Below are 25,237 nucleotides of genomic sequence, written 5' to 3'. Positions count from 1 at the left end.
ACTATGCAAACGGCGCATATTTCAGGGGCTGTCAGAACCAAGACCTCCACCATCGAAAGCGTGGAGCGGATCGGGCGCATCGTCGCGGTGACCGGCGGCCATGCCATCATCCTGCTGGATACGGCGGACGGCCAGGACCAGTATTCCTCCAGCAACTGCCCGGAGATCGGCACCCTCCTCAAGGTCGACACGCCGAATGCGGTGACACTCGCCCTCGTCTCGGCCTTGAGCTCGCCCATGCCGTCGCATTCCCAGAGCGACCAGGAGCTTCGGATCATCGAGGTCGAATTCATCGGCGAGCTGCCGAAGGACGGAGAGGGCCGGCCCAAATCCTTCCGGCGCGGCATCTCGACCTATCCTTCCCTCGGCAATGTCGTGTTCCGGGCGAGCAAGGAGGAGCTGTCCAAGGCCTATGCCTGCGACGCCGACACCGCCATCCGCATCGGCCATATCCAGCAGGATGCCTCGATCCCCGCGATGGTGAAGATCGATGAACTACTCGGCAAGCATTTCGCCGTGCTCGGCACCACCGGCACCGGCAAATCCTGCTCGGTGGCGCTGATCTTGAGGCGCATCCTGGAGAAGAACCCCCAGGCCCATATCGTTCTCCTCGACGTCCATCGCGAATATGAGCAGTCGTTCAACGAATGGTCGGAAGTCATCACGCCCGAAAACATGACGCTGCCCTTCTGGCTGCTCAATTTCGAGGAGATCGTCGAGATCCTGATCGGTACCCAGGCGCATCGCGAGGCCGACGTCGAGATCCTGCGCGAGCTCATCCCGCTCGCCAAGCAGCGCTACATGTACAACCAGCGCAAGGACAAGGCGCATGTGCTGCGCACGCGCGATCAGGCGGAATCGACCAATGTCGGCATCGACACGCCGGTGCCCTATCGCGCCTCCGATCTCGTCGCACTGCTTGAAGAGCAGATCGGCCGGCTCGACCTCAAAGGCGAGCTTGCGCCCTATAAACGGCTGAAGGCGCGCGTCGAGACGATCTCGCGCGATCCGCGCTATGCGTTCATGTTCGGCAGCCTCACCGTCCAGGATACGATGGCGCAGACCCTGTCGCGCATCTTCCGCATCCCGGTTCAGGGCAAGCCCATCTCCATCCTCGAGCTCGGCGGCCTGCCGTCCGAGATCATCAATGTCGTCGTCTCGGTGCTGGCGCGCCTCGCCTTCGATTTCGGCCTGTGGAGCGGCGGCCAGATCCCGATCACCCTCGTATGCGAGGAGGCGCATCGCTACGTGCCGATCGACCGGACGCTCGGCTTCGAGCCGACCAAGCGGGCGATCTCGCGCATCGCCAAGGAAGGTCGCAAATATGGCGTGTCGCTTTGCCTCGTCACCCAGCGCCCGGCCGAACTCGATCCGACCATCCTCTCCCAATGCAGCACGATCTTCTCCTTCCGCCTCTCCAATGAGCGCGACCAGGAGATCCTGAAGGCCGGCATCTCGGATGCGGCGCGCAGCCTCCTCGACTTCATGTCGACCATGGGCACTGGCGATGCCATCACTTTCGGGGAAGGTGTGGCGCTGCCGACGCGGGTCAAGTTCGACATGCTGCCCTCGCATGCCTGGCCCAAGAGCAACACCGCCTCCTTCACCGAGGGCTGGGCGCGCGAGTTGCCGAATGAGAGCTTCCTCCAGGACGTGGTCGCCCGCTGGCGCCAGCAATCCTTCGGCTCCTTCAATGTCGAGGCCGAGCCGCAGCCGGTGCCGGCCTATGCGCCCGAGCCCACGGCCGCAGCCCGACCAGCCGCGCAGCAGCAGCGCCAACCCATGCCGGCAGCGCCGCGCATGCCCGTCACGCCCGCACCCATGGCGCCCGATGTCCAGGGCCTGGGCTCGCGCATCCGGCGCACGCTGCCGCCTCTGCCGCAAGGCGAGGTGCCCACAGGGGTTCCCCCGCAGCCGGCGGAGGCCGGAACCTCCGGCGCACAGCCGAGCCTCGCCAGCATCCTCAAGCAGTTCCGGGCGTAGGTTCGGCTTTGCCTAACCGTTTGTTTTAATTTGCTGAAAAGTGATTGGCTGGGGAACTAGGATTCGAACCTAGACTGGCGGAGTCAGAGTCCGCTGTCCTACCGTTAGACGATTCCCCAAGCGCCTGGGCGCAGGGCCAGCGTCTAGATAGACGCGTGAAATCAGTTGTGCAAGCCCACCCGGGACAAGGGACCTCATCGGTCTGCTTGGTGATCACCTGCCAGGCGTCTTGGGGTACACGGTCTGTGATTGACCGGATGATTCTTCACTCTGCTCTTCAGGGAGCCGATCAATGATTTCCTTACGGGAGGCCGAAGGTTGTTGAGTGTCCGACTTCTGCGTCTCATTAACCGAACCGCCGCCTGCGCTCTTTTTCCCATGCCAAAAATCATAAGTCTCCAGTCGCCCGACAAGCCCATTGAGCTCCGGAAGCCCCGAGCCGTAGATCTCGGCGATGGTTTCGAAAGAGGTGTCGGGATAGGTCGTGAGAACCTGGATCATCTCCTGGCGTCGCTCTGGAGAAATCTCGATTTCCGCATCCTTCGCAAGCCTGTCTACCGCCCAGGTCAGCAAACCGGGATTGGTTCTGGGGCGTTGGACGATCTGCGACGCGAGCTTCACCATCTCGACATTGGCAGCGTCGAGGGAACTGCTGAACTTCAGATATATGGCACCCCAGCCGGCAAGCAAGGCGACGATGACGCCGATGGCAAGGATCGGAGGAATGCTCATGTTGGACATTCGAGGCCGGTCCGGCGCCAGCCTTGCCAGGAACGATTGCGCGCTGCCGCCGTCGATCTCATAAAGCTCGCCACCGAGCGTCACTTGAATGCTGGTCGCGAGGGGATCTCTCTTCAGCGATTTCTCAACCTGACGGCGGAGATCCATGGCCTCCGAGACCGCCATCTCCTTGCTCACGACTGAAGAATCATTGGAAAGCTGGACCCGAACGGTTCTGCTCCCGTCCGCCCCTCCCACATTATCTATGTCCGTAACGGTCCAGAGAGCCATTGTACCGCCTTTTGAGGCCCCTTTCGCCCTTGCAAGGTTTACCTAGGGTTCTCACCATACAGGATTCTCGCGCGGAGTGCGCTGGGCGGCTTGTGACAATCACCAGCCCGATCAAGCCTCCGGCAAACGCCGCGCCAGGTCCTCCTGCATGCGGCGCAGCTCCTCGATCGCCTCAGGAATGTGGCCCCGATGCGGGACGTTCACCGAGACATGGCGCCCGGCCAGCGTGACCGCGTCCCCAACGCCTGCGGCGGTCAGGCCGTTCAGGCGATAGCAGCCGACCGGGCGGGCGAAGCCCTTGGGCGTGATCTCACCCATGGGCGTCGCATCGACCGCATCCTTGATGAGGAGCCAGGTTGAATCGGCGATCAGGATGGTGCCGGCCTCGGCCCTGGTCTCGAGCCGCGCGGCAAGGTTTACGGCGCTGCCGAGCACGGTATATTCGATGCGATGCTCCGAGCCGAAGTTGCCCACCGTGCAATAGCCGGTGGTCATGCCCATGCGCGCGCGCAGCGGCTTCGAGATGCCGTTCTCGTGCCAGGTCTTGTCGAGCTCGAGCATCCGGTCGCGCATGCGCAGCGCCATGCGGGCACAGCGCAGCGCGTCATTGCGGTCGCCCTCGGTCTCGGGATCCCCGAAGAACACCAGGATCGCATCGCCGATGAACTTGTCGATGGTGCCGCCATGCTCGATGGCGATCTTCGACATCTCGCTCAGATAGGTGTTGATGAAGAAGGAGAGCCGCTCGGGCTCCATGCCGTCGCTGATGTCGGTGAAGCCCGCTATGTCGGAGAAGAAGATCGTGAGGTTCTTGCGCGCGAGCTTGCCCCCGGCCTCGCCCTTGGACGAGAAGATCGAGTTGTAGATCTGGGGCGACAGGTACTTGGCCAGGCGGTTGGCGACGCTCTCCAGCGCGCTGGTGCGCTCGGCCACCAGCCGGTCGAGCGTCTGGGTGCGGGTCTGGACCTCGCCCGCCATGCGCGTGAAGGTGCGGGCGAGCTCGCCGAGCTCGTCGGTGCGCTTGCGCACGGAGGCCAGGCTTTCGGGATCAAAGCGTTGTTCCTCGAAGGCGGCGGCGGCATCGGTAATGCGCACCACCGGTGCCGTGACCTGCCGCGCCACATAGCCCCAGCCGATCAGCAGCGCGCCCAGGATGCTCAATCCATTGAGCAGCAGGAGCAGCGTGCTGCCGATATCGATCGCGCGATTGGAGGCGGTGACCGCTTGCGCGGTTCTATCGCCGACACCGGCGACGAGCCGGTCGACATCGCCGGTCAGCCGTGCGGCGATCTCTCTCGCCTGGCTGGTCAGACCTTCAGCCGTCTGCAATTCGACCAGGAGGGCTTCACGCGGCGCAAAAATGCCGTTCGATCCTTCACCGAGGCCAATTAGGCCGTCGGCGATTACGCGCAGCACCTCCGCGTCGTTGCCCGTGACGACGCCAAGCGCAGTTCGAAACCGATCCGCCGCCGCCTGGAAACGCTCGCGCAGCGGCGGCAAGAGATTGGCGTCGGGGACGTTCGACGCTTCCGCGAGAAGACCACCGATCAGGTTGCCTTCGGCACCAAGCTGCGCCACTGCGGCGTAGTCGAGCAGCGCCGCATCCGAAAGACGCATATCGGGCGCGACCGGTACGGCATCGTCGAGCTGGCGATATCCGGTGACCAGATACATCGTCGCATCGTCCAGAAGCGGAGTCAGCTTCTCGATCAGGCGGCGATGCAGCTCGACCGCCCGATCGCGGCGCTCGGCAAGCTCGGCTCTGAGCGCAAGCTGGCGCCCGACCGACTGGTCCAAGCGATCAAGCGCCGTCGCGAGTTCGCCGCTCGCTTGCCTTATCCCGGTGATGAGCTGTCTCGGATTGCCGGGATCGGTGGCACTGGCGCTCTGCTTTTCGAGATCATCGATCAGCGCGACGATCACATCCTGATGGGCGCGGACCGCGCTCATCAGCCGCCGCCGTTCGAGCTCGTTTGGGGCCGAGACGAGCGCCGGCGCGGTCGCGGCGATCAGGGCGCTCTGCTGCGCGAGCCTGAGCGAGTCGGTGATCGAAGGAATATGCTCACGCGTGATGCGCCGCTGCAGGTGCCCAAGCTCGACGAAGGATATCCAGGCGACCACGCTCGCCGCCAGGATGAGCGCCACCGCACCGGCAATCGCCGCATAGAGTTTGACGGACAGGCCGAACCGCGGCCGCCGCCGTGGGCTCGCGGTGCTGGACGGGGGCGAGTTCATTGCGATAGCCGGTCGACCGAGATGATTTTGCCGTCGTGGATCATGGTGAGGAACACCTGATCGGAGCCTTGGTTGTCCCTCGGCCCGTAGCGGAGCTTGAACCCGCCGATGTCGAACGTGCCGATATTGGCAAGCGTTGCAAGAAAGCTCTCCCGCGTCGGAACGTCTCCTGCCCGCGCGAGCACACTGGCCGTCAGCCGGCCGGCGATGTAGCCTTCCAGCGAACCGAAGGATGGTTCCGCCCTCGCGTCATTGGCAGTGAGCGCTTTTCGGTATTCGGCCAGAAGCGGTATCGTGTCGCCCTCCGGAAACGGCACGACTTGCGTGATGTAGACGCCCTCGCCGGCCGGGCCCAGCGCCGCGGCAAGCGCATCGCTGCCGACGAAGGAGACGTTCCCGATCAGGGCCTTGATGCCGAGCTTGCGGGCCCATTGAGTGAAGACGGCGCTTGGCTGATAGGCGCCGATGATGATGATCGCTTCCGGATTCTTCTGACGGAGCCCGAGGAGCGCCGTCTTGACCGCGGTCGAGTTGCGCATGTAGGTGCCGGCGCCAACCATCGCGAGGCCACGCCGCTCGAGCGCCTGGCGCACACCGGCAAGACCGTTGCGGCCGTAGGTATCGTCCTGATAGAGGACGCCGATGCGCGAGATACCAAGCTCGCTGATCAGCCGCTCGACGAGCGTCTCCGTCTCCTGGAAATAGGATGCGCGGATATTCACCACCTCGCTCAGCGCCGGGTCGCGCAGGAATTGGGCGCCGGAAAAGGGGGCGATGAACGGAACCCCGGCGGCGCGGGCAATGGGCTCGCTCGCGGCCGATGTCGATGTACCGACGGCGCCGATGAGCGCGAAGACACCGTCATTGTTGATAAGCTTGAGCGTGTTGGCGATCGCCTGCTCCGGCTCGTAGCGGTCGTCATAGGCACGCAGCTCCAGACGGCGGCCGCCGACGCCACCCGCCCGGTTCACTTCGGCAAAGGCGGCGAGAATGCCGCGCCGCATCTCGGTTCCGAGATCGGCGGCCGGGCCCCCCAGCGCCGCCGACTGCCCGAACAGGATGCGCTCGGGCGTGACGCCTGGCGTTTCCGCACCCGCCGCCGTCGCGACCAGCCAAAGCATCGCCGCAAGCACGCCTGTCCGGCGTTTGTTCATCGCACCGCTCACAAGAAACCGCGCCACGCCGCCGAAGGGAAGCGCTTGGCTAACGTACAACGCCGCGCGATTCGGGAAAATGGCACCCTAAATAGCTGCCGAATAATAGGTTAATACCCTATGAAGAGGGGCCGATCAAACGCCCAGATAGCGGCTCTGCAACTCGTCGTTAAGCTTTGAAGCCGACCCGCTCCACACTGTCCTTCCCCGTTCCAGAACGACGCAGCGGTCCGCCACCGGCAGAAGTTCCACCAGGATCTTGTCGACGATCAAGAGCGACTGGCCCTGACGCTTCAATTGGCCGATCGCCCGCCAGATCTCCTGGCGCATGACCGGGGCCAGCCCTTCCGTCGCCTCATCCAGCATCAGGAGCCTGGGGTTGGTCATCAGCGCCCGGCCGATGGCCAGCATCTGCTGCTCGCCGCCCGATAAAGTTCCGGCATATTGCCGGCGGCGCTCCGCGAGCCGCGGGAACAGGCCAAATATGGTCTGGAGCGACCAGGGGCCGGCGCGGGCGGCGACAACGAGGTTTTCCTCGACGGTCAGCGTCGGGAAGCAGCGGCGGCCTTCCGGCACGAGCCCGATGCCGAGCGTCGCCCTCAGGTGAGGCTTCATGCCGGCCAGCGTTTGTCCGGAAAAACGGATGTCCCCACCCCGCATGTCGCAGAGCCCGAGGACCGAGCGGATGGTCGTCGTCTTGCCCATGCCGTTTCGGCCGAGAAGCGCCACCACCTCGCCTTCGGCAATATCGAGCTCGACGCCGAAGAGCGCCTGGGACGGCCCGTGGAAGGCCGCGAGATCCGATATCTGGAGCAGAGTCACGACGCCTCTCCCAGATAGGCCTTGCGCACCTCCGCACTCTTGCGGATCTCGGCGGGCTTGCCGCCGGCGATGATGCGGCCATAGACCAGGACCGAGATGCGGTCGGCCAGCGCGAAGACCGCATCCATGTCGTGCTCGACGAGAAGGATCGGCGCCTCGGTCCGCAGACGATCGAGAAAGCGCGTCAGCTCCTTCGAGCCCTCGGGCCCCATGCCCGCCATCGGCTCATCGAGGAGGAAGGCGTGGGGACGCAATGCCAAGGCAATCGCGATCTCGAGCTTGCGCCTTTCGCCATGCGAGAGCTCGGCCGCGGCGACTGACGCGCGTTTCTCGAGCCCGACGCGGGCGAGCATCGCCATTGCGGGCTCGGTCAGCGCGGCATCGCTCATTACCCGCTTGAAGAAGTGGAAGCTCGATCCCTGCCGGGCCTGGACGGCCAGCATGACATTGCGCAAGGCTGAAAATTCGAGCACCAGCGAGGAGACCTGGAAGCTGCGGGCGAGGCCCAGCCGCGCCCGCGCCGCCACGCTCATGGCCCCTATGTCCCGGCCGCGGAAACGGAGCGTGCCGCCATCCGGCCTGATCGTGCCGGCGATCTGATGGATCAAGGTGGTCTTGCCGGCGCCATTCGGCCCGATCAGCGCATGGACTTCGCCGGGACGCAGGTCGAGCGAGACATCGTCGGTCACCTTCAGGGCGCCGAAGGATTTCGAAAGATGCGCGAGGGCGAGGACCGGCTCAGCCATGGCGCATCTTTCCCGCGACGAGGCCGATGAGGCCACCCCGCGCATAGAGAACGGTGCCGAGCAGCACGAGCCCGAGAAAGAGCTGCCAGCGCTCGGTCAAGGAGCCGAGCAGGAATTCCAGCATCACATAGAGCGCCGCCCCGGCGACCGGCCCGAAGAGCCGGCCGGTGCCGCCCAGGATGACGATGACGATCAACTCGCCCGAGAGATGCCAGGAGAGCATCGAGGGGCTGACGAAGCGGGTGAGATCGGCATAGAGCGCCCCCGCCACGCCGGTGATCATGCCTGACATCACGAACGCCGTGAGGCGGATCGGGAAAGGCGGGATACCCAGCGCTGCGAGGCGCGTCTCGTTCTGCCGTGCCCCCTGCAAGGCGGCCCCGAAGCGTCCGTCGCGCAAGCGGACGAAGACCATGAGCGCCAAGAGCAGGAGGACATAGCAGATGAGAAAGTAGGTGAGAGGCTTTTGTGTGTTGAGCAGCGGGAACTGGTTGCGCAGGCTGAGCGAGAGCCCGTCCTCGCCGCCATAAGCCGGCCAGGAGATTACGAAATAATAGATCATCTGGGCGAAGGCCAAGGTGATCATGATGAAATAGACGCCGGAAGTCCGCAAGGATATGGCGCCGGTCACCAGCGCCACGAGGCCCGCGGCAACGGCGCTCAGGATCCACAGAAGCAGCATCTGGTCGCTGCCCGGCGCGACGCCATTCAACGCATTGATGCTGAGGATGCCGGTCACATAGCCGCCAATGCCGAAGAAGGCCGCATGGCCGAAGGAGACGAGGCCGCCAAGTCCCAAAGCGAGATTGAGGCCGATGGCCGCCAGAGCGAGGACCGCGATGCGGGTCGCGAGCGTCACGTAAAAACTCTCGCCGAGGCCTTGGGCGATGATCGGGCTTGCGAGCAGCAAGGCCGCCAAAGCGAGATTGACCCAATTCTCCCGGCTCATCGGCATGGCTCAGGCCGGGGCGAACAGGCCTTTCGGCCTGAAAGCCAGGATGAGCGCCATCACGATATAGATCAGCATCGAGGCAAGAGCCGCGCCGACCGTCGTCGCCTGCGACGGCTCCATGAAGAATGCGAAGATCTGCGGCAGGAGGAAGCGTCCCATCGTGTCGGTGATGCCGACCAGCACCGCGCCGATGAGCGCACCCCATAGCGATCCGATGCCGCCGATCACGATGACGACGAAAGCAAGGATCAGCACCGGCTCGCCCATGCCGACCTGGACCGATTGATTGACGCCGACCAAAGCCCCGGCGAGACCGGCGAGCGCCGCGCCCAGCGCGAAGATGATCGTATAAAGCCTGCCGATATCGACGCCGAGTGCCGCCATCATCTCGCGGTCGGAGGCCCCTGCCCTGATGCGCATGCCGATCCTGGTCTTGGTGATGAGCATGTAGAGCCCGATCGCCACCGCGATGCCGATCCCGATGATGATCAGGCGATAGAGCTGATACTGGATGCCGCCCGGCAAGGTGACCGAGCCCGACAGCACCGGCGGCATGTCGAGATAGAGCGGGAACGGCCCGAACAGCCAGCGTATCGCTTCCGAGAAGATCAGGATCAGCGCGAAGGTCGCCAGCACCTGGTCGAGATGATCGCGGTCATAGAGCTTGCGGATGACGATGATCTCGACCAGCGCGCCGGCTGCCGCCGCGGCAGCGAGGCTTGCGATGAGCCCCAGCCAGAACGAGCCGGTTGCCGCCGCAGCCGCGGCGCAGGCGAAGGCGCCCACCATATAGAGCGAGCCATGCGCCAGGTTGATGAGCCCCATGACCCCAAAGATCAGGGTCAGGCCCGCGGCCATCAGGAACAGAGTGACGCCGAATTGCAAGCCGTTCAGAAGCTGCTCGACGAAGAGGGCCGGCGACACCTAGAGCATCGCCCTACATCTTGCATTGCGCCGCATAGGCATCCTGGTGGTCGGTGAAGGCAGTGCCGATGATCTTGTTGGTGATGACCCCGTCTTCCTTCACCACCTCGCGGACATAGATGTCCTGGATCGGATGGTTGTTGGGCCCGAACTTGAACTTGCCGCGCACCGACGGGAAATCCGCCGCCTTGAGCGCCGCGCGGAAGCCGTCGGCATCGGTCACTTTCGCCTTGGCCAGGGCCGCAATGATCAGATTAGCCGTGTCATAGCCCTGGCTCGCATAGAGCGACGGCAAGCGGTTATATTCCGCCTTGAAGCTCTCGACGAATTTCTTGTTGGCCTTGTTGTCGAGATCCTTCGACCATTGCGAGGAATTCTTGACACCCACCGCCGCATCGCCAATGGCGCCCAGCACATCCTGGTCGAAGGAGAAGCCCGGGCCCATCACCGGGATGGCGACGCCCGACTGCGCATACTGCTTCATGAAGGCAATGCCCATGCCGCCGGGCAGGAAGAAGAAGACCGAATCCGCCCCCGATGCCCTGATCTGGGCGATCTCGGCCGCATAATCGGTCTGGCCGATCTTGGTGAAGAGCTCGCCCGCAAGCTCACCCTTGTAGAAGCGCTTGAAGCCGGTCAGCGCGTCGGTGCCGGCGGGATAGTTCGGGGCCAGGATGAAGGTTTTCTTGTAGCCGGCCGTATTGGCGTAGTTGCCCATCGCCTCATGCAGATTGTCGTTCTGCCAGGCGACGTTGAAATAATTCTTGTTGCACTTGGCGCCGGCCAAGGCCGAGGGCCCGGCATTGGGCGAGAGATAGAAGATGTCCTGGGCCACCGCATTGGGCACCACCGCCATCGCAAGGTTCGACCAGATGATCCCGGTGAGGATCTGCACCTTGTCGCTCTGGATCATCTTCTCGGCGATCTGCACCGCAAGCTCGGGCTTCTGCGCATCGTCCTCGATGACGACCTCGACATCCTTGTTGCCGGACTGTTTCAGCGCCAGCATGAAGCCGTCGCGCACATCGACGCCGAGACCGGCGCCGCCACCCGACAAGGTCGTGATCATGCCGATCTTCACGGGCTCCGCCGAAGCGGCGCCCGCCGTCAGCAATGCCGCCCCCATCATGGCGGCGAATAGAAGTTTCTTCATGTGTCTCGCTCCCTTTGGATGGTCTTCGGTTTCCCGCCATCTTTAACTGAACCGCGGCCTCCCGCAACCGTCAGGATAGAGGCCGCTCATCAGCTATCACCTTGCCGTCATTGGGCAAGCCGCCCGTTGCGCAGAGCGCAACATCGCATCTGAGATTGGTGATGCCCGCCGCGGTCTCCGCCAGCGCCTTTTGCAAAGCCGCCGAGGCCGATGCGGTTTCGGCCTTGAGAACGACCGTGTCCTGCTCCTGCGCGCGCCCGATCACCAGGCGCAGGCGCTTCACCTCCGGATGCCGCTTGGCGATCTCGGCGATCTGCTCGGGCCGCACGAACATGCCGCGCACTTTGGCAGTCTGGTCGGCGCGGCCCATCCAGCCCTTGATGCGCTGATTGCTGCGTCCGCAGGCGCTGACACCGGGCAGCAGCGCCGTCATGTCGCCGAGGGCGAAGCGGATGAGCGGGCGATGACGGTCGATCAGCGTCACCGCGATCTCGCCGACCTCGCCCTCGGCCACAGGATCGCCCGTGCCCGGACGCAGGATCTCGAGGATGATGTCTTCGTTCAGGACGAGGCCTTCGTGCGCCTCCGTCTCATAAGCGATGCCGCCGAGATCGGCCGTCGCATAGGCTTGATACGCGTCAATTCCACGCGCCTTGACCTCGGCCTGGAGGCTCGGCGGGAAGGCCGCGCCCGAGACGGAAGCCTTGCGCAATGAGGAAACGTCGCGGCCAAGCTCCTCGGCCTTGTCGAGGAGGATCTTGAGGAAATCCGGCGTGCCGCAATAAGCGACGGGCCTCAGATGCGCGATGACCTCGACGACCTGCTCGCTATGGCCAGGCCCCGCCGGGATGACGGGACAGCCCAGGGCCCGGGCGCCCGAATCGAGGATGAAGCCACCCGGTGTCATATGGTAGCTGAAGCAATTGAGGACGATGTCGCCCGGCCGGAACCCTGCAGCGAAGAGGACGCGGGCATAGCGCCACTCATCGCCCGACGCCATCTCGCCCTCATAAATGGGACCAGGCGAGGTGAAGAGGCGGCCGAGTTGCGGCACCGGGACAACCGAGAAGCCGCCAAAGGGCGGTGCCGCTTTCTGAAGTGCGGGAAGCGCCGACTTGCGCAGGACCGGCAGATCCGCCAGCGCCGCGCGTGAGGTGATTTCCTTGGCATCGATCTTGCCCAGATGCTGGCGCCAGCCCGGGCTCGCGAGCGCCACCGCGATGACCTCCGGCAATTGCTCGAACAGAGCGCGCTCACGCTCCTCTCGGCCTTGCGTTTCGCGGCTGTCATAATGATCATTCACGCGAGCCACCTTTTGCGTCGCTTGTAGCTCTTGACCGTCCGGAAGGAGCGCCGCCCTTCCCCGCCCACACCCAGATAGAACTCCTTCACATCCTCGTTCTCCTTGAGCTCGCCCGCCTTGCCGTCGAGCACGATGCGCCCGGATTCGAGGATGTAGCCATGGGTCGCATAATTGAGAGCGATATGGGTGTTCTGCTCGGCGAGCAGGAAGGAGACGCCTTCCGCCTTGTTGAGCTCGCGCAAGATGACGAAGATCTCTTCCACCAATTGCGGGGCAAGACCCATCGAGGGCTCGTCCAGGAGGATCATGTCGGGCCTCGACATCAAGGCGCGCCCGATCGCGGTCATCTGCTGCTCGCCGCCCGATATGTAGCCCGCTTGCGAGCCGCGTCTCTCCTTGAGGCGCGGGAAATAGGAATAGACGAGATCGAGATCGCGCCTGATCGCGGCCGTGCCGTCCTTGCGGGTGAAGGCGCCGGTCAGGAGATTTTCCTCGACCGAGAGGTGAGCAAAGCAATGGCGTCCTTCCATCACCTGGATGCAGCCGCGCCGCACCAGCTCGTTGGGCGAAAGATCATGCACCTCTTCGCCCTTGAACAGGATCGCGCCCTTGGTGACTTCGCCGCGCTCGGCTCTCAAAAGATTGGAGATCGCCTTCAGCGTCGTGGTCTTGCCGGCGCCATTGGCGCCGAGCAGCGCCACGATGCCATGCTTGGGCACGCTCAGCGACACGCCCTTCAGGACCAATATCACGTGATCATAGATCACCTCGATATTGTTCACGACAAGGATGGGATCTGTCTCAGCGGCCGCTGCCTTATTCATGCCGGTCACGTGATGCCCAAGGCTCTTCGCCCTCTATCATACCCGTGACGGCTTTCATACGCTTCGAAAGTAGAGCATCCGGGGGCCCGGCCGGCGCCCTTCCGTGACCTCGCGCGACCGGGTCAGGAACTCTCCAAATTCAGGCTCAGCTCCAGCTTCGAATAGTGCCTTTGCCCATTCTCCCTCAGTTCGAGAGTCCTGACATGCTGCCACAATAGCTTGTTGAAGACCGCCGGCTGCTCAAAATGGACCAGCCGGCCGCAACGGGACAGCTTCACGAGCTTGGCAAAGGGCAAGACCCTGGCCAGATGCGCAGCCGTCATATGCGCAGCATGGCGGTCATCGTCTCCCGAAACCAATAAGGTCGGCGCCTCTATGTGCCTCAGGCGCCGCTCCAGATGCTTGAAGTCCGGAACATCCCATTCAACCCGTTTGAGGGTCAAGGCCAGGCCCGCAGTGTCGTGTTGCTCGAATATGCCGCGATACTTTCGCCACCAGGCTGCCTTCTCCCCGATCAAGCGCTCATCGGGCCGATCATTCCACAATGTCCAGCTCGCCAAGGCCGGGTCTTTCTGTTCCATCGCCAGCAGCACTTGCCGGATCCTGCTCCTATGTTCGAACAGCTCCAATTGGGAAAGCGGACCCGCCGGGCAACCGGCAAGCGTGATCGTCTTTACCTTGTCGCCCAAGAGCTCCGCCGCGAGCAGGCTTGTGGCCGCGCCCATTCCGGCGCCAACGAGATGGAAGCGCTCCAGCTTCAGATTCTCCACAAGCTCGACGAGATCCCGCACGAGCATGTGGCGCCCGTAATACGTCTCCTGGCCGGATGTCGTCGATGGCGAGAATCCGCGCGCCGTGTAGGCGATGCACCGATGCGTCGTCGCCAGGCGTTCGATCTGCTTTTCCCATGATGCATGGTTTCCGCCAAACTCATGGGAAAAGACGATGGTCGGTCCCCGGCCAACCTCCCTGAACTGCAGATCCAATCCGTCGGACGTTCTGATGAACATGAGCAGAGATCCGGTTCAGACGCCCAGATACGCGTTTATGACATCGTGATTGGAAAGCTCCTGCGGATCGAGATGCCTCACGATCCGGCCTTTTTGGATGATCGCGACCTCGCTCGCGACGGACGTAATGAACTGCAGGTCCTGTTCCACCAGAAGTATCGTGAGCCGGAACTTGTCCCGCAAGACAGGCAGGAGGCTTGCGATCTCCTCGATGATCGAAGGCTGTATGCCTTCCGTGGGCTCATCGAGCATCAGAAGCCTTGGCCTTCCGACCAAACAGCGCGCCAGGGCGAGCAGCTGCTGCTGGCCGCCGGACAATCCTTTTCCGGGGCGATCGAGCAGCGAACCCAGGGTGGGGAAATAGCCCAGCACCTCGTCAAGAACCCGATCATCCTCATGCCGGGTCATTCCCATCCTGAGGTTTTCCAGCGCCGACAAGTCGGGAAAGATCTCACGGCGCTGCGGCACATAGCCCAATCCCAGGCGCGCCCGCTCATAGGGCTTGCGCTTCATGAGGTCGTTGCCGGCCAAAAGGATGCTGCCCTCGCTCGCTTTCACCTGCCCGATCAGCGTCCGCAGAAGCGTCGTCTTGCCCATGCCATTGTGGCCCAGGATGCCGAGAATGCAGCCCTCGCCGAGCGAAAGCTCGAGCCCGTCGAGAATCCGGATCCGGCCATAGCCCGATCTCAGCCCATGGATCTCAAGCAGCGGCCGATCTGCCGAGATAGACATCGCGTACCATCCTGTTCTTCTGAATATTGGCCATCGTGTCTTCCGCGAGGATCTTGCCCTGATGGAAGACGGTCACCATCTTGGCGATCTTGCGGATGAACTGCATATCGTGCTCGACGACGACGATCGTCCGCGACTTGTTGAGCTCGAGTATGAGCTCGGCGGTCTTGGCGGTCTCTTCGTCGCTCATCCCGGCGGTCGGCTCGTCGAGCAGCACCACCGAAGGATCGCGCGCCAGCACCATCGCCAGCTCGACCCACTGTCTCTGGCCGTGCGCAAGCTCGCCGACGCGCCGGCCGGCCAGCGCGGTTATGCCGAGGCTGCCCAGTGCGTCGTCGACCAGCACCTTCGGTCGGGCCGTCTTCCTGAAGTAGCTCGCCGCCAGCCAGACATTCTCCCGCGCCGTCAGATTGTCGAAGACGTCCGGCACCTGATTCTTGATCCCGACGCCGGCCCCGCTCACGCGATGCGCCTGCCAGTCGGTGATATCCGTGCCGGCGAGCAGGATGCGACCCGATGACGGCTTCTGCTGCGCCGTCAGCATCTTGAAGAACGTGCTCTTGCCGGCGCCATTCGGTCCGATGAGGCAGCGCAATTCGCCGCGCCTGATCTGCAAGGATACGCCGTCGATGGCGGTGACGCCGCCAAAGCGCTTGGAGAGATCGATGGTCTCGATCAGGATTTCGGACTCAGGCATTGCGCCACCTGTCAGATGTCTTGCGCGCGCCGGGAAGCTTGGCGCGATCACGGCCAGTGAGCGCAAACCGCCATACTTGCGCGATGAGGTCGCCGAGTGTCGGCAATATACCGCGCGGGAACAGCATCACGAAGACGATGAGCACGGTGCCGAGGATCACGGTCACCTGCCCCACCCCGGCGGTTCCGAGCCAGCTCGTCAGATACTGGATGATCGCCGTGCCGGCGATCGGCCCGACGAGCGTCGAGCGTCCGCCGACGATCGCGTAGATGACGATATTCGCAGCGGAGTTGAGATTCATCATCTCGGGCGCCACGAAATTTCCCCAGACGCCATAGAGCACCCCGGCCAATGCCGCGATGCCGCCGCACAACACAAAGGCGCCCAGCTGATATTTGCGCGTGTCGTAGCCCAGAAGCTCGGAGCGACGCTCATTATCGCGGATTCCCATGAGCACGCGGCCGAAATGCGTCGTCAGCAGCAGCCGAAGCCCGATGAAAACGGCAAGCAGTGCCGCCAAAGCCACGTAATAGACACCGTCCAGAAACAGCGTCTGCGACGGGTCCCATGGAAATTGCAGGTCGGGCACATTGGATATTCCATTCTGACCGCGCAAGGGAACGGAACCGATCGTAAAACGCTCATCCGACGTGGCGCGGATCGCCTTTTCCAGGACGACAGTGATCACGAGCGTTATGACGGTGAAATAGATCTTGCTGATCCGCCCATAGATCATGAAATAGCCGATGACGAGCGCGAAAAGACAGCCGAGGAAGACGGCCGCAAAGACCGCTATGGTCGTGTTGCCCGAATTCAAGGCGATGACGGCATAGGCATAGCCACCGACGCCATACATCGCGGTCTGCCCGAAGCTCAGCATCCCGCAATAGCCCCAGAGATAGCTCATGCTCAGCGTCAGGATCGCATAGACGAAGATGATCGAGGTGCTCATCACGACATCGAGGCCGACGAACGAAGGAAGGGCGAAACCGATCACCGCCGCCGCCGCGACCAACGCCCACCAGAGCGGTACCGGCGCCTCGCAATCTTCAGCCGAAATCAGCCGCATCGTCACACTCCTCCGCCTAATCGGCCAGTGATGCCGGTGGGCAAGAGCCGCAAGAGGACAATGGCCACCAGAAGGACGCTGATCTCGCCCACGACCTGCGTGCTCGCATAGGAAATGACCCCATCGACGGTGCCGAAGACGCCGGATGCGAAGAGCGTTCCGGTAAGAGGCGCCGCACCGCCGCTGATCACAGTGATGAAGGCCTTGGCCACATAGAATGCGCCCATTGTCGGCTGGTTGCCGACGAGCGGCGCGATGAGCGCACCGGCAAGGCCGGTGATCGCCGAGCCGAAGCCGAAGGTCAGCATGTAGCATCGATCCGTGTTGACGCCGAGGGCCGCGGCCATGTCCGGATTCTGCATCGTGCCGCGCACGACGAGTCCGATTTTCGTGTAGCGCCAGAGCGCGTAAGTGAGCGCCAGGAGGCCCATGGCCGCGGCGATCAGGACGAGATTGTAGACCGAGACCGAGAATTCGCCCACGTCGAGCTTGCCAAGGCTCACTTCGACACCCGCTTCCTGCGGTCCGAAAATCGTTGTGACGAGACCGATCATCAACAGGCTCAAGCCCCATGTCGCAAGCAGCGTGTCCATGATGCGGCCATAGAGAAAACGGATGAGGCAGCGCTCGACGATGATGCCGAAGAGCCCGACCACCAGGCCGGACAGCAATGCCGCGAGCCAGAAATTGATCTCGAGCCGGGTGAAGATCAGGCAGGCATAGGCGCCCAGCATGATGAACTCGCCCTGAGCCAGATTGATCACCCGCATCATGCCGAAGATGATCGCCAGCCCGAGGCTGATCAGGATGAACAAGCTGACCGCAAAGAGGATTTGGTAAAGCACGATGATGATGCCGACCATGTCGCTCTGTCCTGACCTTCTCCTTGAGTGAGCGTTATGGGTGCCGGCATCCGCCGCGCCGATCCGCGGATGCCGGCCTGTCACGTCATGCCGGGCTAGAGGCTCAGCGTATATTGCTGGTTGTCGTCCGGGTTCTTGCGCAGATCGCAGACGGCCTGGGTGTCGGACGGCTGCAGCTGCTTGAACGTCTCCAGATGGTCCCACCCCTGCTTGTCATTCGTCTTGACGAGGTGGATGTCCATGACCGCGTGATTGGTCTGCCCGTCGATCGTCACCAGCCCGCCCGGCGCCTCGAACTGGACGCCGTCGAGCGCCGCGATCACCGCATCGGGCGATGGATCGCCGGCTTTCTTCACCGCATTGGCCCAGATGTTCACGCCGCGATAGCCATATTCGGCGTAATCGCCCACATAGTCCTGCTCGCCCGAATATTCCTTGAACTTGCGGACGAATTCCTGGGCCTTCTCGCTCGGGAGCTCGTCATGGAAGGGCGTCGCATTCATGATGCCGGCCGCTTCCTGGGCCGACAGATAGGTCTGCTCGCGCCCGATGCCGAACATGCAGGAGGCAAGCGGCGTCTTGGCCTTGCCGATGGTCGACTCATACTGACGATAGAAGGCATTATGCGCGCTGCCGACGAGGATGGACCAGACGACATCGGGCTTTGCCGCCTGGATACGGGCCAGGGCCGGTGCGAAGTTGGAGACATCGAGCGGGAAGAACTCCACGCCGATATCCTCGCCGCCCGCCTCGCGCGTATATTTCTGGATCCACTTGGCCGTCGTATGCGGATAGATGTAATCGGCGCCCAGAATATAACACTTCTTGCCATAGGTCTTGACGACGCGCGGGACGAGCGGCGAAAGCTGCTGCGCCGGAACCTGGGCGATGCAGACATGGCGACGGTCGCAAACGCCGCCCTCATACATCGAATTGTAGAAGAAGAGCCCGCGGAATTTTCTCACCACCGGACGCATGACCTCGCGCGATGAGCTCGTCACGCCGGCAAAAACAGCCGCCGCTTTGTCCTTGACCAGAGCCTGCGCCATATATTGCGAATTGAGCTGGTTATTGGACTGGGAGTCATAAAAGACGAGCTCGATCGGCCGGCCGAGCAGCCCGCCCGCCTTGTTGAGCTCGTCCACCGCCAAGGCGATCGCCTTGATCTGCTTCAAGCTGTAGATGTTGAGCCCACCGGTCTTGTCGAGGATATTGGCGATGCGGATGGGCTCCTCGGCGGCGATGCCCGCCGATTTGAGCAGCATGGGCATGCTGGCGAAGCCCAGGGCGCCGGTTGTGGTCCTGAAGAACTGTCTGCGATTGATCCTCATTGTTGAGGTCCTCCCGAGGTTGACGTTTCATTCCCATCTGGCACGTCTGTCTTCTTGGCTGTGATCCCGGCCGATGCGTATTACCGCCGTCGGCGCGATCAACATGAACCGTGAAGATCTTGGTTGTCGGGGGCATAAAAAACGCCCCTGCCCGGGTCACCGGGCATGAGCGTCTTTGCTCAATAGGGCCGCTTCGCATCTTTGCGAAAAAAGGCCGATCAGAAACTTTCTCAGGAACGCGGCTTGTGTGTCAAGCCCATTCTCAAGACATCGCTCGCCTGAATGATCGCGGCGGCCGTGCTTTCGATCGTCGTCCGGCGCGTCATCGATTGCGAACGCAGCAACTCGTAGGCTTCACGCTCCGCCACACCATGCGTTTGCATGATGATCGACATGGCGGTGCTCACATCGCGATTGGCTTTGAGGCGCGAAGCCAGCCGGTCGATCCGAAGCCGTAATTTTCTCGTTTGGTCAAAATTCGTGGCGCTGAGCAGCAGATTGGCGAGTATGCCCAAAGGCTGCAGGGGCAGGCCGATCACGGCTTGCGCGCCCAGCCTCAGCACACGCTCCACGATCAATGGATTTTCGTAATCGACGATGGCGATGAGCGAGGCGACCGGCTTGTCCACATCCCAATGGAACGGCACATTGCCCTCCACGATCTCGCGCACCGCGATGAGCACGACATCCGTTCCCGCCGGAACCGCATCCGGCGGCGGCCAAGAAATGCTCACCTGGCAGCCGATGCGATTGAGGTGCTCGAGCAGGTCCTTGCCTTCGGGCCCGCCCGGATGCAGGAGCAGGATACGCAGTTTCCTGACATTGCGGATCAGATCGGAAATCTTGCGCGGCTCGGCGTCCCGCGCCGGACCCGACGGCCGTGCGGCACTCTTGTTCGGCTGTTCAGATTCGCGGTCAGTCTTGTCGTCTGCCCGCAAGAACTGAACGATCTTGCTTTGCTTGGTCTCACCCATGGGCTTCCTCGGCGACTTTTCTTTTCGTTATCAATCTACTTCGGCGGGCGTACCTTTTCCCGCCTTCAATACTCCATTCAACGAGGTGATCGTCGACTGCGAACTCCAGTCGGAGGGGTCGAAGCTCACCAGATAGGGATCGGGCTTTATGGCGCTGGCGCTTTCGAACAGCACCGTGAACTGGCCGGCCTCATCGACGCGGCCGATCCGCGACCACAGATAGGTGTGGCCATTTTCGGGATCGATCTGGACGCGTCCCTGCGGCGCCTTGAACTCGAAGGCATTCAGCGCCGAGCGGATCCGATGGACGTCGTCGCTGGCCGCGAGCCGCATGGCATTGGCCGCGAGATGCACCTGGAAATAGGCCGACTCCCAGCACATATGGGTCCGTTCCGCCGCGCCGAAGCGCGCCCGATACCGTGCCAGCATGGCCCGGTTGGCGGCCGAGTCGATCGATTCAAAATAAGTCGCCGCCGTGATGTGCCCGGTGCCTGCCTCGGCCCCCATCGCCTCGATGTCGGCCTCGCTGGTGGTGAGGCTCGCGATCGGCATGGATTTCGGATCCAGCCCCGCTTCGGCAAAAGCCCGGTAGAAATGCACGATGCTGTCGCCGACGAAATTGCAGAAAATGCCGTCGGGGCGAACCCGTTTGATCTCCTTGACCAGGGCGGCGTATTCGAATTCCGGCGCATCGAGCTTGAGATAGCGCTCACCGACGATCCGGCCTTCCTGACGGCGGATCATGTCGCTCATGATGCGGTCGGATTCCCACGGCCAGATATAGTCGGAGCCGACCATGAAGAAACTGCGCCCGACATGCTCGAGGAGGTAGTGGCCGAGCGGGATGCTGTTCTGGTTGGGAACGGCGCCGGTATGGATCACGTTGCGCGAATATTCGAAGCCCTCATATTGCGCCGGGTAGAAGAGCAAGCCGTTGCGCCTTTCGACGACCGGCAGAACGGCCTTGCGCTCGCTCGACATGTAGCAGCCGAAGATGATGCGCACGCCATCCTCGACCAGCAGGCGGTCGGCAAGGATGCTGAAATGCCCGGCCTGGCTTTCCGGATCATAATGGACCGCGACAAGCTCGCGTCCGTCTATGCCTCCCTGCTCGTTCACCTCGGCTATGGCATGCAGCGTCGCCTTGAGCATGGAAGCTTCCGTCGTCCGCGCCACGCCCGTGGTCGAGAACAGAACCCCTACTCTTATCGGTCGCCGGTCAACCATGCTGTGCGACTACCTTGCAGGTCTTGACCGGCGCGGCGGCCTTGCGGCGTGCCGCGCCGATCGAATGATCAAGCCACTTTCAATGTCGGCTTCCCTTGGGCGGATTGCTTCCGGAAGCTCCAATATGGAACGGTACGCCGCTTCAGCATATCCCGAAACTGATGGGTCGTCTTTTCCAAAAGCTTGCCTGAACCCCAATCGACGATGACACCATATTGCCGGATCAGGTCGAGAGCCGAAAGATCCTTCTTGCGGTATCGCTCGGCGATCTTCTCGGCATCCTCATCGAGCCAGCCGGCACGGGCGCGATCGATACGGTCGCGCTCCTTCGCCGTAGCATCGAGATCGACCTCGTATTTGCACAGATCGGGATCGACCTCCCGCACGATCACGCCATAGTCCTTGCGCGCCCGCTCGATCGAGACATAGCCGTCGATGACGTCTTCGAGCACGGCATCGACATCCCGCGTCAGGGGATCGCCGAGACCGCCACCGCCGGCCGAGGGCCGGGTGACCGTGTCGCCCTGATTGAGCGGCACGCCCGAGAACAGCGAACCGAGATAGCGCTCATTGGCCTTGCCGGGATTGACCCAGACGCCATGCGGGATCGACGGCAGGCCGCCCCACAGACCCCAGGTGATCGAGCGCTCGCGATCGCAGCAATAGGAGACGACGGTCCGCTTGCAGGCATAGAGCGTGCCGCCCTTCTCGACCCCCATGCCACCGCGATACTCGCCAGGGCCGCCGGAATCGACCAGGAGCTCGTGACCTGTGGTCAGCACGGGCGACAGGCGCTCCTGCCCTTCGAAGGGCTGAGTCCCGAGTTGCACGCCGAAGACCGGCCCGGTTGCGGCCCATCCGTCCTTGCCGTTGCGCGCACCCCAGCCTCCGACCATCCAGTCGTACCACATGAAATAGGGCAGCCCTTCATGGCGGGTATCGCGTCCGCCGATCAGCAGATATTCGAGATTGAAGGTGCAGGCCATCGCCCGCTCGGGCAGAACCTCCGCCCAGAGCTCGAAGACGGAATTCATGATCTTCTCGAACGGCCCCGAGCAGAAGCCGGCGACCGGCGTCGGCCAGTCGGCATTGATCACCGATCCCTTGGCGCCGAGCTCCACCGTCACCACCCGGTAGAAACCGGAATTGAGCGGAATGTCGGGCGATTGCATCTTGGTGCCGGCGACGATCGCCGCGAAGGCGCCGCCATAGCAGCAGTTGAGGAAGGTCGAGATCGTGTTGGGATGCGAGCCTGAGAGATCGTAGTGAACGCTGTCCCCGTCGATCGTCATCTTCACATGGATGGGGATCATGCCCTCGCCCTTCACGGGATCGACATCGATATAATCGGTGGTTTCCCAGGTCCCGTTCGGCAGCTCGAGCAGCCGCTGCCGGGTCAGCGTTTCGACATAGTCCTGCACTTCGGCAAAGGACGTCTTGATCGTCTCGACGCCATACTTGTCGCACAGGCGCTGCACCTCGCGCTCGGCCACCCGGCAGGCTTCCGCCTGCGCCTGGAGATCGCCGATGATGTCGGCGGGTGCACGCGTATTGTGGGCGATGAGCTCGGCCACGTCCGAGAGATATACGCCCTTGCTGTAGACGCGCACCGGCGTGATGCGCAGTCCCTCGGCCATGTGGTCGAGCGCGCTCACATTGAAGGAGCCCGGCACCGCGCCGCCGACATCGGCCCAATGGCCGTTGGCCTGCGCGAAGCCCAAAAGCTCGCCCTTGTAGAACATGGGCCCGAAGATGCGGGTATCGTTGAAATGCGTGCCGCCCTGATAGACGTCATTCACGACGAAGATGTCGCCGGGATGGATATCGCCCTTGAACTTGTTGATCACCGCCTTGGCGGTGTAGTGGAGCGTGCCGACATGCGCGGCGATATCGCCGTTGCCTTGCATGATCGTGTCGCCGTTGGTGTCGCAGAGGGCCGAGGAAAAGTCCCGCGAGTAGATGACGAAGGAATAGCAGGTCCGGAAGATCTGCTCGGCCATCTGGTCGACGATATTCACATAGGCGTTCTTCAGCACTTCGAAGGTCACGGGATCGAGCGAGAAACCTTGAGAGTTCTTTGCCATTTTAGGCTCCTGAGAATTTGATTGGGTCCATCGTGATGAGGGCGTTGGGCCCTAGCCCAGCGGCACGCGCATGATGATGGTCAGGTAGTCGTCCACCTCGGCCTTGAGTCCGGGCGGCACCAGGGTCGTCGAATCGAGCTGCTCGATGACCGCCGGCCCTTCGATCACATCGCCAGGCATCAGCTCGGCACGATCGAAGACTTGCGTCTTCACCGGCTTGGGACGCTCGTCGAAACGCACCAGGCGTTCATCGATGGGCGCCGGCTTCTTGCCCGAACGCCGCGGCATCTTGGTGAATTCGGCTTTCCTCACCAGGCCCGTCGCCTTCACCTGCAGACGGTAGACCTCGACCGGCGCTCCGGGACGCGAATAATTGTGCTCGCGCCCGTGGTCCTCGTGGAACTTGGCCACGGCGGCATCGAGCGTCTCGAGCGGCGTGGGCACCGCGATCGACATCGAACGCCACTGTCCGAGATAACGCATATCGATGAAGCGCTGGAACACCATGCGGTCTTCCGTGACGCCTTCGTTCAACAGCCTGTCGCGGCCCTCCATCTCGAGCTCGCGGAAGGAGTTATCGAGATCGGCGAGCGACACGTTGTTGATGTTGTTGAGATACATGCGCGATATGTCGTGGGTGATGTCGACCAGAAGGCAGCCCAAAGCCGATGTGACGCCCGGATTGGGGGGCACGATGACGGTCGGGATGGCGAGGTCCCTGGCGAGTGCCGCGCCATGAAGCGCGCCGGCGCCGCCAAAGGCCACCAGCGCGAAGTCGCGTGGATCATAGCCCTTGCGGATCGAGACGAGACGCACCGCGTCGGCCATATTGGCATTGGCGACCTTGAGGATGGCCAAGGCAGCCTCCTCGGTCGTCAAGCCCAACGGCTTGGCAATCACGTCGTGAATGGCCTTCTCGGCGAGATCCTTCCTGAGCTCGATCGCGCCGCCGGCAAGCGTGGTGCCGAGGCGGCCAAGCAGCACATTGGCATCGCAGTTGGTGGGCTCGGTGCCGCCATTGTTGTAGCAGACCGGACCCGGCCGCGATCCGGCCGATTGCGGGCCATTGCGCAGCGATCCGGCCTTGTCGATCCAGGCCAGCGAGCCGCCGCCCGCGCCGATGGTCAGGACCTCGATGCTCGGGAAGCAGATCGGATAGCCATATTCGACATGCCAGTCCTTGGTGACCGGCAATTCGCCCTTGTCGCTCAGGCAGACATCGGTGCTGGTGCCGCCCATATCGAGGCCGATCGAGTTTTCGAAGCCGGAAAGCTGCGCCACGAAGCGGCTGGCAATGGCGCCCGCGGCGATGCCGGAGGCGGCGAGGCGCGCCGGGAACTTCTCGGAGGCCTTCGCCGTCATCACGCCGCCCCCCGAGTGCAGGAGCAGCACGTCTTCCTTGAAGCCACCCGCCGCCAGGCGCTTGGCGAGATCGCGGGTATAGTCGCCCGCAACCGGCGCCAGGACGGCGTTGGCGACTGTCGTCGAGAACCGCTCATGCTCGAAGATTTCCGGCATGATGTCGCTCGACAGCGAGATCGACGCATCCGGCAGCTCGCGCGCCAATATGTCCCGCATCCGCTGCTCGTTGGCGGGATTGGCGAAAGCATTGACGAAGCAGATCGCGATCGTCTTGACGCCGCGCTTGCGGATGACGCGCGCCACTTCGAGCGCCTCGGCCTCGTCGATCTCGGCAATGACCTTGCCGGAATAATCGATACGCTCCGTGACGACGAGCCTGTCGCGCCGCCTTATATAGGGCGTCGCCATTTCCTTGTACGTGTCCCAGAGATCGTTGCGGGTGCCGCGGCGAATTTCGATGACGTCCTTGAAGCCTTTCGTCGTCACCATCACCGCCGGCGGAAAGCGCCGGGTGATGAGCGCATTCGTGGCAAGGGTGGTGCCATGGGCGAACAGCACCATGTCCTTGAGCTTCACGCCGCCGAGCTCGATGCCCTTGATGACGCCGTCGATCGGATTGGCGGTCGTCGGCGTCTTGGCGACATGCATCTTTCCGGATTTCTCATCGAGGATGCAAAGATCCGTGAATGTGCCACCGACATCACAGGCCACACGGTAGCCGATGCCGCTTTGCTTGTCGCGTATCGAATGATCGTCCATCCTGTCATTCTCCCTCTTGGCC

21 protein-coding genes and 1 tRNA gene are annotated in these 25,237 nt (G+C 62.8%); 1 reads left to right on the top strand and 21 read right to left on the bottom strand.

Annotated features, from left to right (window positions below):
- The first annotated feature begins 3 nt into the window (after positions 1-3).
- Positions 4-1,983: an ATP-binding protein gene (locus DS839_RS33315; protein WP_162918971.1), complete on the top strand. Its 1,980-nt coding sequence runs from the start codon at positions 4-6 to the stop codon at positions 1,981-1,983.
- Between the two features lie 45 nt (positions 1,984-2,028).
- On the opposite strand, the gene DS839_RS33310 is transcribed toward DS839_RS33315, so the two are convergent.
- The 21 genes from DS839_RS33310 to DS839_RS33210 form a co-directional block, all read right to left on the bottom strand.
- Positions 2,029-2,102, bottom strand: a tRNA-Gln gene (locus DS839_RS33310).
- Between the two features lie 94 nt (positions 2,103-2,196).
- On the bottom strand, positions 2,197-2,901 hold the full coding sequence (locus DS839_RS33305) for a hypothetical protein (RefSeq protein ID WP_162918970.1): 705 nt from the start codon (positions 2,899-2,901) through the stop codon (positions 2,197-2,199).
- A gap of 204 nt (positions 2,902-3,105) precedes the next feature.
- Complete coding sequence (locus DS839_RS33300; protein ID WP_119274862.1) at positions 3,106-5,229, bottom strand: adenylate/guanylate cyclase domain-containing protein; 2,124 nt, start codon at positions 5,227-5,229, stop codon at positions 3,106-3,108.
- Complete coding sequence (locus DS839_RS33295; RefSeq protein WP_119274861.1) at positions 5,226-6,383, bottom strand: ABC transporter substrate-binding protein; 1,158 nt, start codon at positions 6,381-6,383, stop codon at positions 5,226-5,228. The genes DS839_RS33300 and DS839_RS33295 overlap by 4 nt, the downstream gene beginning before the upstream one ends.
- 135 nt (positions 6,384-6,518) lie before the next feature.
- On the bottom strand, positions 6,519-7,205 hold the full coding sequence (locus DS839_RS33290) for an ABC transporter ATP-binding protein (RefSeq protein ID WP_119274860.1): 687 nt from the start codon (positions 7,203-7,205) through the stop codon (positions 6,519-6,521).
- A complete protein-coding gene (locus DS839_RS33285) occupies positions 7,202-7,951 on the bottom strand; it encodes an ABC transporter ATP-binding protein (protein ID WP_119274859.1) in 750 nt (249 codons plus the stop codon). Before DS839_RS33285 ends, DS839_RS33290 begins: the two co-directional genes overlap by 4 nt.
- The gene (locus DS839_RS33280; protein WP_119274897.1) at positions 7,944-8,900 is read right to left on the bottom strand and encodes a branched-chain amino acid ABC transporter permease; all 957 of its coding nucleotides are present in this window, start codon (positions 8,898-8,900) and stop codon (positions 7,944-7,946) included. Before DS839_RS33280 ends, DS839_RS33285 begins: the two co-directional genes overlap by 8 nt.
- A 9-nt stretch (positions 8,901-8,909) precedes the next feature.
- A complete protein-coding gene (locus DS839_RS33275) occupies positions 8,910-9,827 on the bottom strand; it encodes a branched-chain amino acid ABC transporter permease (protein WP_119274858.1) in 918 nt (305 codons plus the stop codon).
- A gap of 13 nt (positions 9,828-9,840) precedes the next feature.
- A complete protein-coding gene (locus tag DS839_RS33270; RefSeq protein WP_119274857.1) occupies positions 9,841-10,980 on the bottom strand; it encodes an ABC transporter substrate-binding protein in 1,140 nt (379 codons plus the stop codon).
- A gap of 70 nt (positions 10,981-11,050) precedes the next feature.
- Entirely contained in the window at positions 11,051-12,283 is a 1,233-nt protein-coding gene (locus tag DS839_RS33265; protein ID WP_119274856.1) for a phenylacetate--CoA ligase family protein, read from the bottom strand.
- On the bottom strand, positions 12,280-13,107 hold the full coding sequence (locus tag DS839_RS33260; protein WP_119274855.1) for an ABC transporter ATP-binding protein: 828 nt from the start codon (positions 13,105-13,107) through the stop codon (positions 12,280-12,282). Before DS839_RS33260 ends, DS839_RS33265 begins: the two co-directional genes overlap by 4 nt.
- A gap of 122 nt (positions 13,108-13,229) precedes the next feature.
- Positions 13,230-14,117, bottom strand: coding sequence for an alpha/beta fold hydrolase (locus tag DS839_RS33255; RefSeq protein ID WP_119274854.1), 888 nt, complete (start codon positions 14,115-14,117; stop codon positions 13,230-13,232).
- A gap of 15 nt (positions 14,118-14,132) precedes the next feature.
- Entirely contained in the window at positions 14,133-14,849 is a 717-nt protein-coding gene (locus tag DS839_RS33250; protein ID WP_162918969.1) for an ABC transporter ATP-binding protein, read from the bottom strand.
- A complete protein-coding gene (locus DS839_RS33245) occupies positions 14,818-15,546 on the bottom strand; it encodes an ATP-binding cassette domain-containing protein (RefSeq protein WP_119274853.1) in 729 nt (242 codons plus the stop codon). Before DS839_RS33245 ends, DS839_RS33250 begins: the two co-directional genes overlap by 32 nt.
- Positions 15,539-16,615, bottom strand: a complete 1,077-nt coding sequence (locus DS839_RS33240; RefSeq protein WP_119274852.1) for a branched-chain amino acid ABC transporter permease — start codon at positions 16,613-16,615, stop codon at positions 15,539-15,541. The genes DS839_RS33245 and DS839_RS33240 overlap by 8 nt, the downstream gene beginning before the upstream one ends.
- A 2-nt stretch (positions 16,616-16,617) precedes the next feature.
- Positions 16,618-17,478, bottom strand: a complete 861-nt coding sequence (locus DS839_RS33235; RefSeq protein WP_119274851.1) for a branched-chain amino acid ABC transporter permease — start codon at positions 17,476-17,478, stop codon at positions 16,618-16,620.
- A gap of 95 nt (positions 17,479-17,573) precedes the next feature.
- Positions 17,574-18,809 carry a transporter substrate-binding protein gene (locus DS839_RS33230; protein ID WP_119274850.1) on the bottom strand — a complete coding sequence of 412 codons (1,236 nt, stop codon included), beginning with the start codon at positions 18,807-18,809 and terminating at the stop codon, positions 17,574-17,576.
- 230 nt (positions 18,810-19,039) lie between these two features.
- Positions 19,040-19,783, bottom strand: a complete 744-nt coding sequence (locus DS839_RS33225) for an ANTAR domain-containing response regulator (RefSeq protein ID WP_119274849.1) — start codon at positions 19,781-19,783, stop codon at positions 19,040-19,042.
- Positions 19,784-19,813: 30 nt separating this feature from the next.
- Complete coding sequence (locus tag DS839_RS33220) at positions 19,814-21,010, bottom strand: transporter substrate-binding domain-containing protein (RefSeq protein WP_119274848.1); 1,197 nt, start codon at positions 21,008-21,010, stop codon at positions 19,814-19,816.
- 68 nt (positions 21,011-21,078) lie between these two features.
- Positions 21,079-23,094, bottom strand: a complete 2,016-nt coding sequence (locus DS839_RS33215; RefSeq protein WP_119274847.1) for a hydantoinase B/oxoprolinase family protein — start codon at positions 23,092-23,094, stop codon at positions 21,079-21,081.
- Positions 23,095-23,145: 51 nt separating this feature from the next.
- Positions 23,146-25,215 (bottom strand): hydantoinase/oxoprolinase family protein, encoded by a 2,070-nt coding sequence (locus DS839_RS33210; protein WP_119274846.1) that lies wholly within the window; start codon positions 25,213-25,215, stop codon positions 23,146-23,148.
- Positions 25,216-25,237: the final 22 nt, after the last annotated feature.

It is taken from the genome of Taklimakanibacter deserti (genome assembly GCA_003574785.1).
The sequence above is the reverse complement of the archived record's forward strand: the minus strand, read 5'-3'. Positions and strand labels throughout refer to the sequence as shown.

Excerpts from the sequence above, each read along its gene's own strand:
- DS839_RS33250 (WP_162918969.1), bottom strand. The coding sequence starts at position 14,849 with ATGTCTATCTCGGCAGATCGGCCGCTGCTTGAGATCCATGGGCTGAGA.
- DS839_RS33225 (WP_119274849.1), bottom strand. The coding sequence starts at position 19,783 with ATGGGTGAGACCAAGCAAAGCAAGATCGTTCAGTTCTTGCGGGCAGAC.
- DS839_RS33240 (WP_119274852.1), bottom strand. The coding sequence starts at position 16,615 with ATGCGGCTGATTTCGGCTGAAGATTGCGAGGCGCCGGTACCGCTCTGG.
- DS839_RS33210 (WP_119274846.1), bottom strand. The coding sequence starts at position 25,215 with ATGGACGATCATTCGATACGCGACAAGCAAAGCGGCATCGGCTACCGT.
- DS839_RS33255 (WP_119274854.1), bottom strand. The coding sequence starts at position 14,117 with ATGTTCATCAGAACGTCCGACGGATTGGATCTGCAGTTCAGGGAGGTT.
- DS839_RS33280 (WP_119274897.1), bottom strand. The coding sequence starts at position 8,900 with ATGAGCCGGGAGAATTGGGTCAATCTCGCTTTGGCGGCCTTGCTGCTC.
- DS839_RS33230 (WP_119274850.1), bottom strand. The coding sequence starts at position 18,809 with ATGAGGATCAATCGCAGACAGTTCTTCAGGACCACAACCGGCGCCCTG.
- DS839_RS33220 (WP_119274848.1), bottom strand. The coding sequence starts at position 21,010 with ATGGTTGACCGGCGACCGATAAGAGTAGGGGTTCTGTTCTCGACCACG.
- DS839_RS33245 (WP_119274853.1), bottom strand. The coding sequence starts at position 15,546 with ATGCCTGAGTCCGAAATCCTGATCGAGACCATCGATCTCTCCAAGCGC.
- DS839_RS33260 (WP_119274855.1), bottom strand. The coding sequence starts at position 13,107 with ATGAATAAGGCAGCGGCCGCTGAGACAGATCCCATCCTTGTCGTGAAC.
- DS839_RS33285 (WP_119274859.1), bottom strand. The coding sequence starts at position 7,951 with ATGGCTGAGCCGGTCCTCGCCCTCGCGCATCTTTCGAAATCCTTCGGC.
- DS839_RS33215 (WP_119274847.1), bottom strand. The coding sequence starts at position 23,094 with ATGGCAAAGAACTCTCAAGGTTTCTCGCTCGATCCCGTGACCTTCGAA.
- DS839_RS33270 (WP_119274857.1), bottom strand. The coding sequence starts at position 10,980 with ATGAAGAAACTTCTATTCGCCGCCATGATGGGGGCGGCATTGCTGACG.
- DS839_RS33235 (WP_119274851.1), bottom strand. The coding sequence starts at position 17,478 with ATGGTCGGCATCATCATCGTGCTTTACCAAATCCTCTTTGCGGTCAGC.
- DS839_RS33315 (WP_162918971.1), top strand. The coding sequence starts at position 4 with ATGCAAACGGCGCATATTTCAGGGGCTGTCAGAACCAAGACCTCCACC.
- DS839_RS33295 (WP_119274861.1), bottom strand. The coding sequence starts at position 6,383 with ATGAACAAACGCCGGACAGGCGTGCTTGCGGCGATGCTTTGGCTGGTC.
- DS839_RS33300 (WP_119274862.1), bottom strand. The coding sequence starts at position 5,229 with ATGAACTCGCCCCCGTCCAGCACCGCGAGCCCACGGCGGCGGCCGCGG.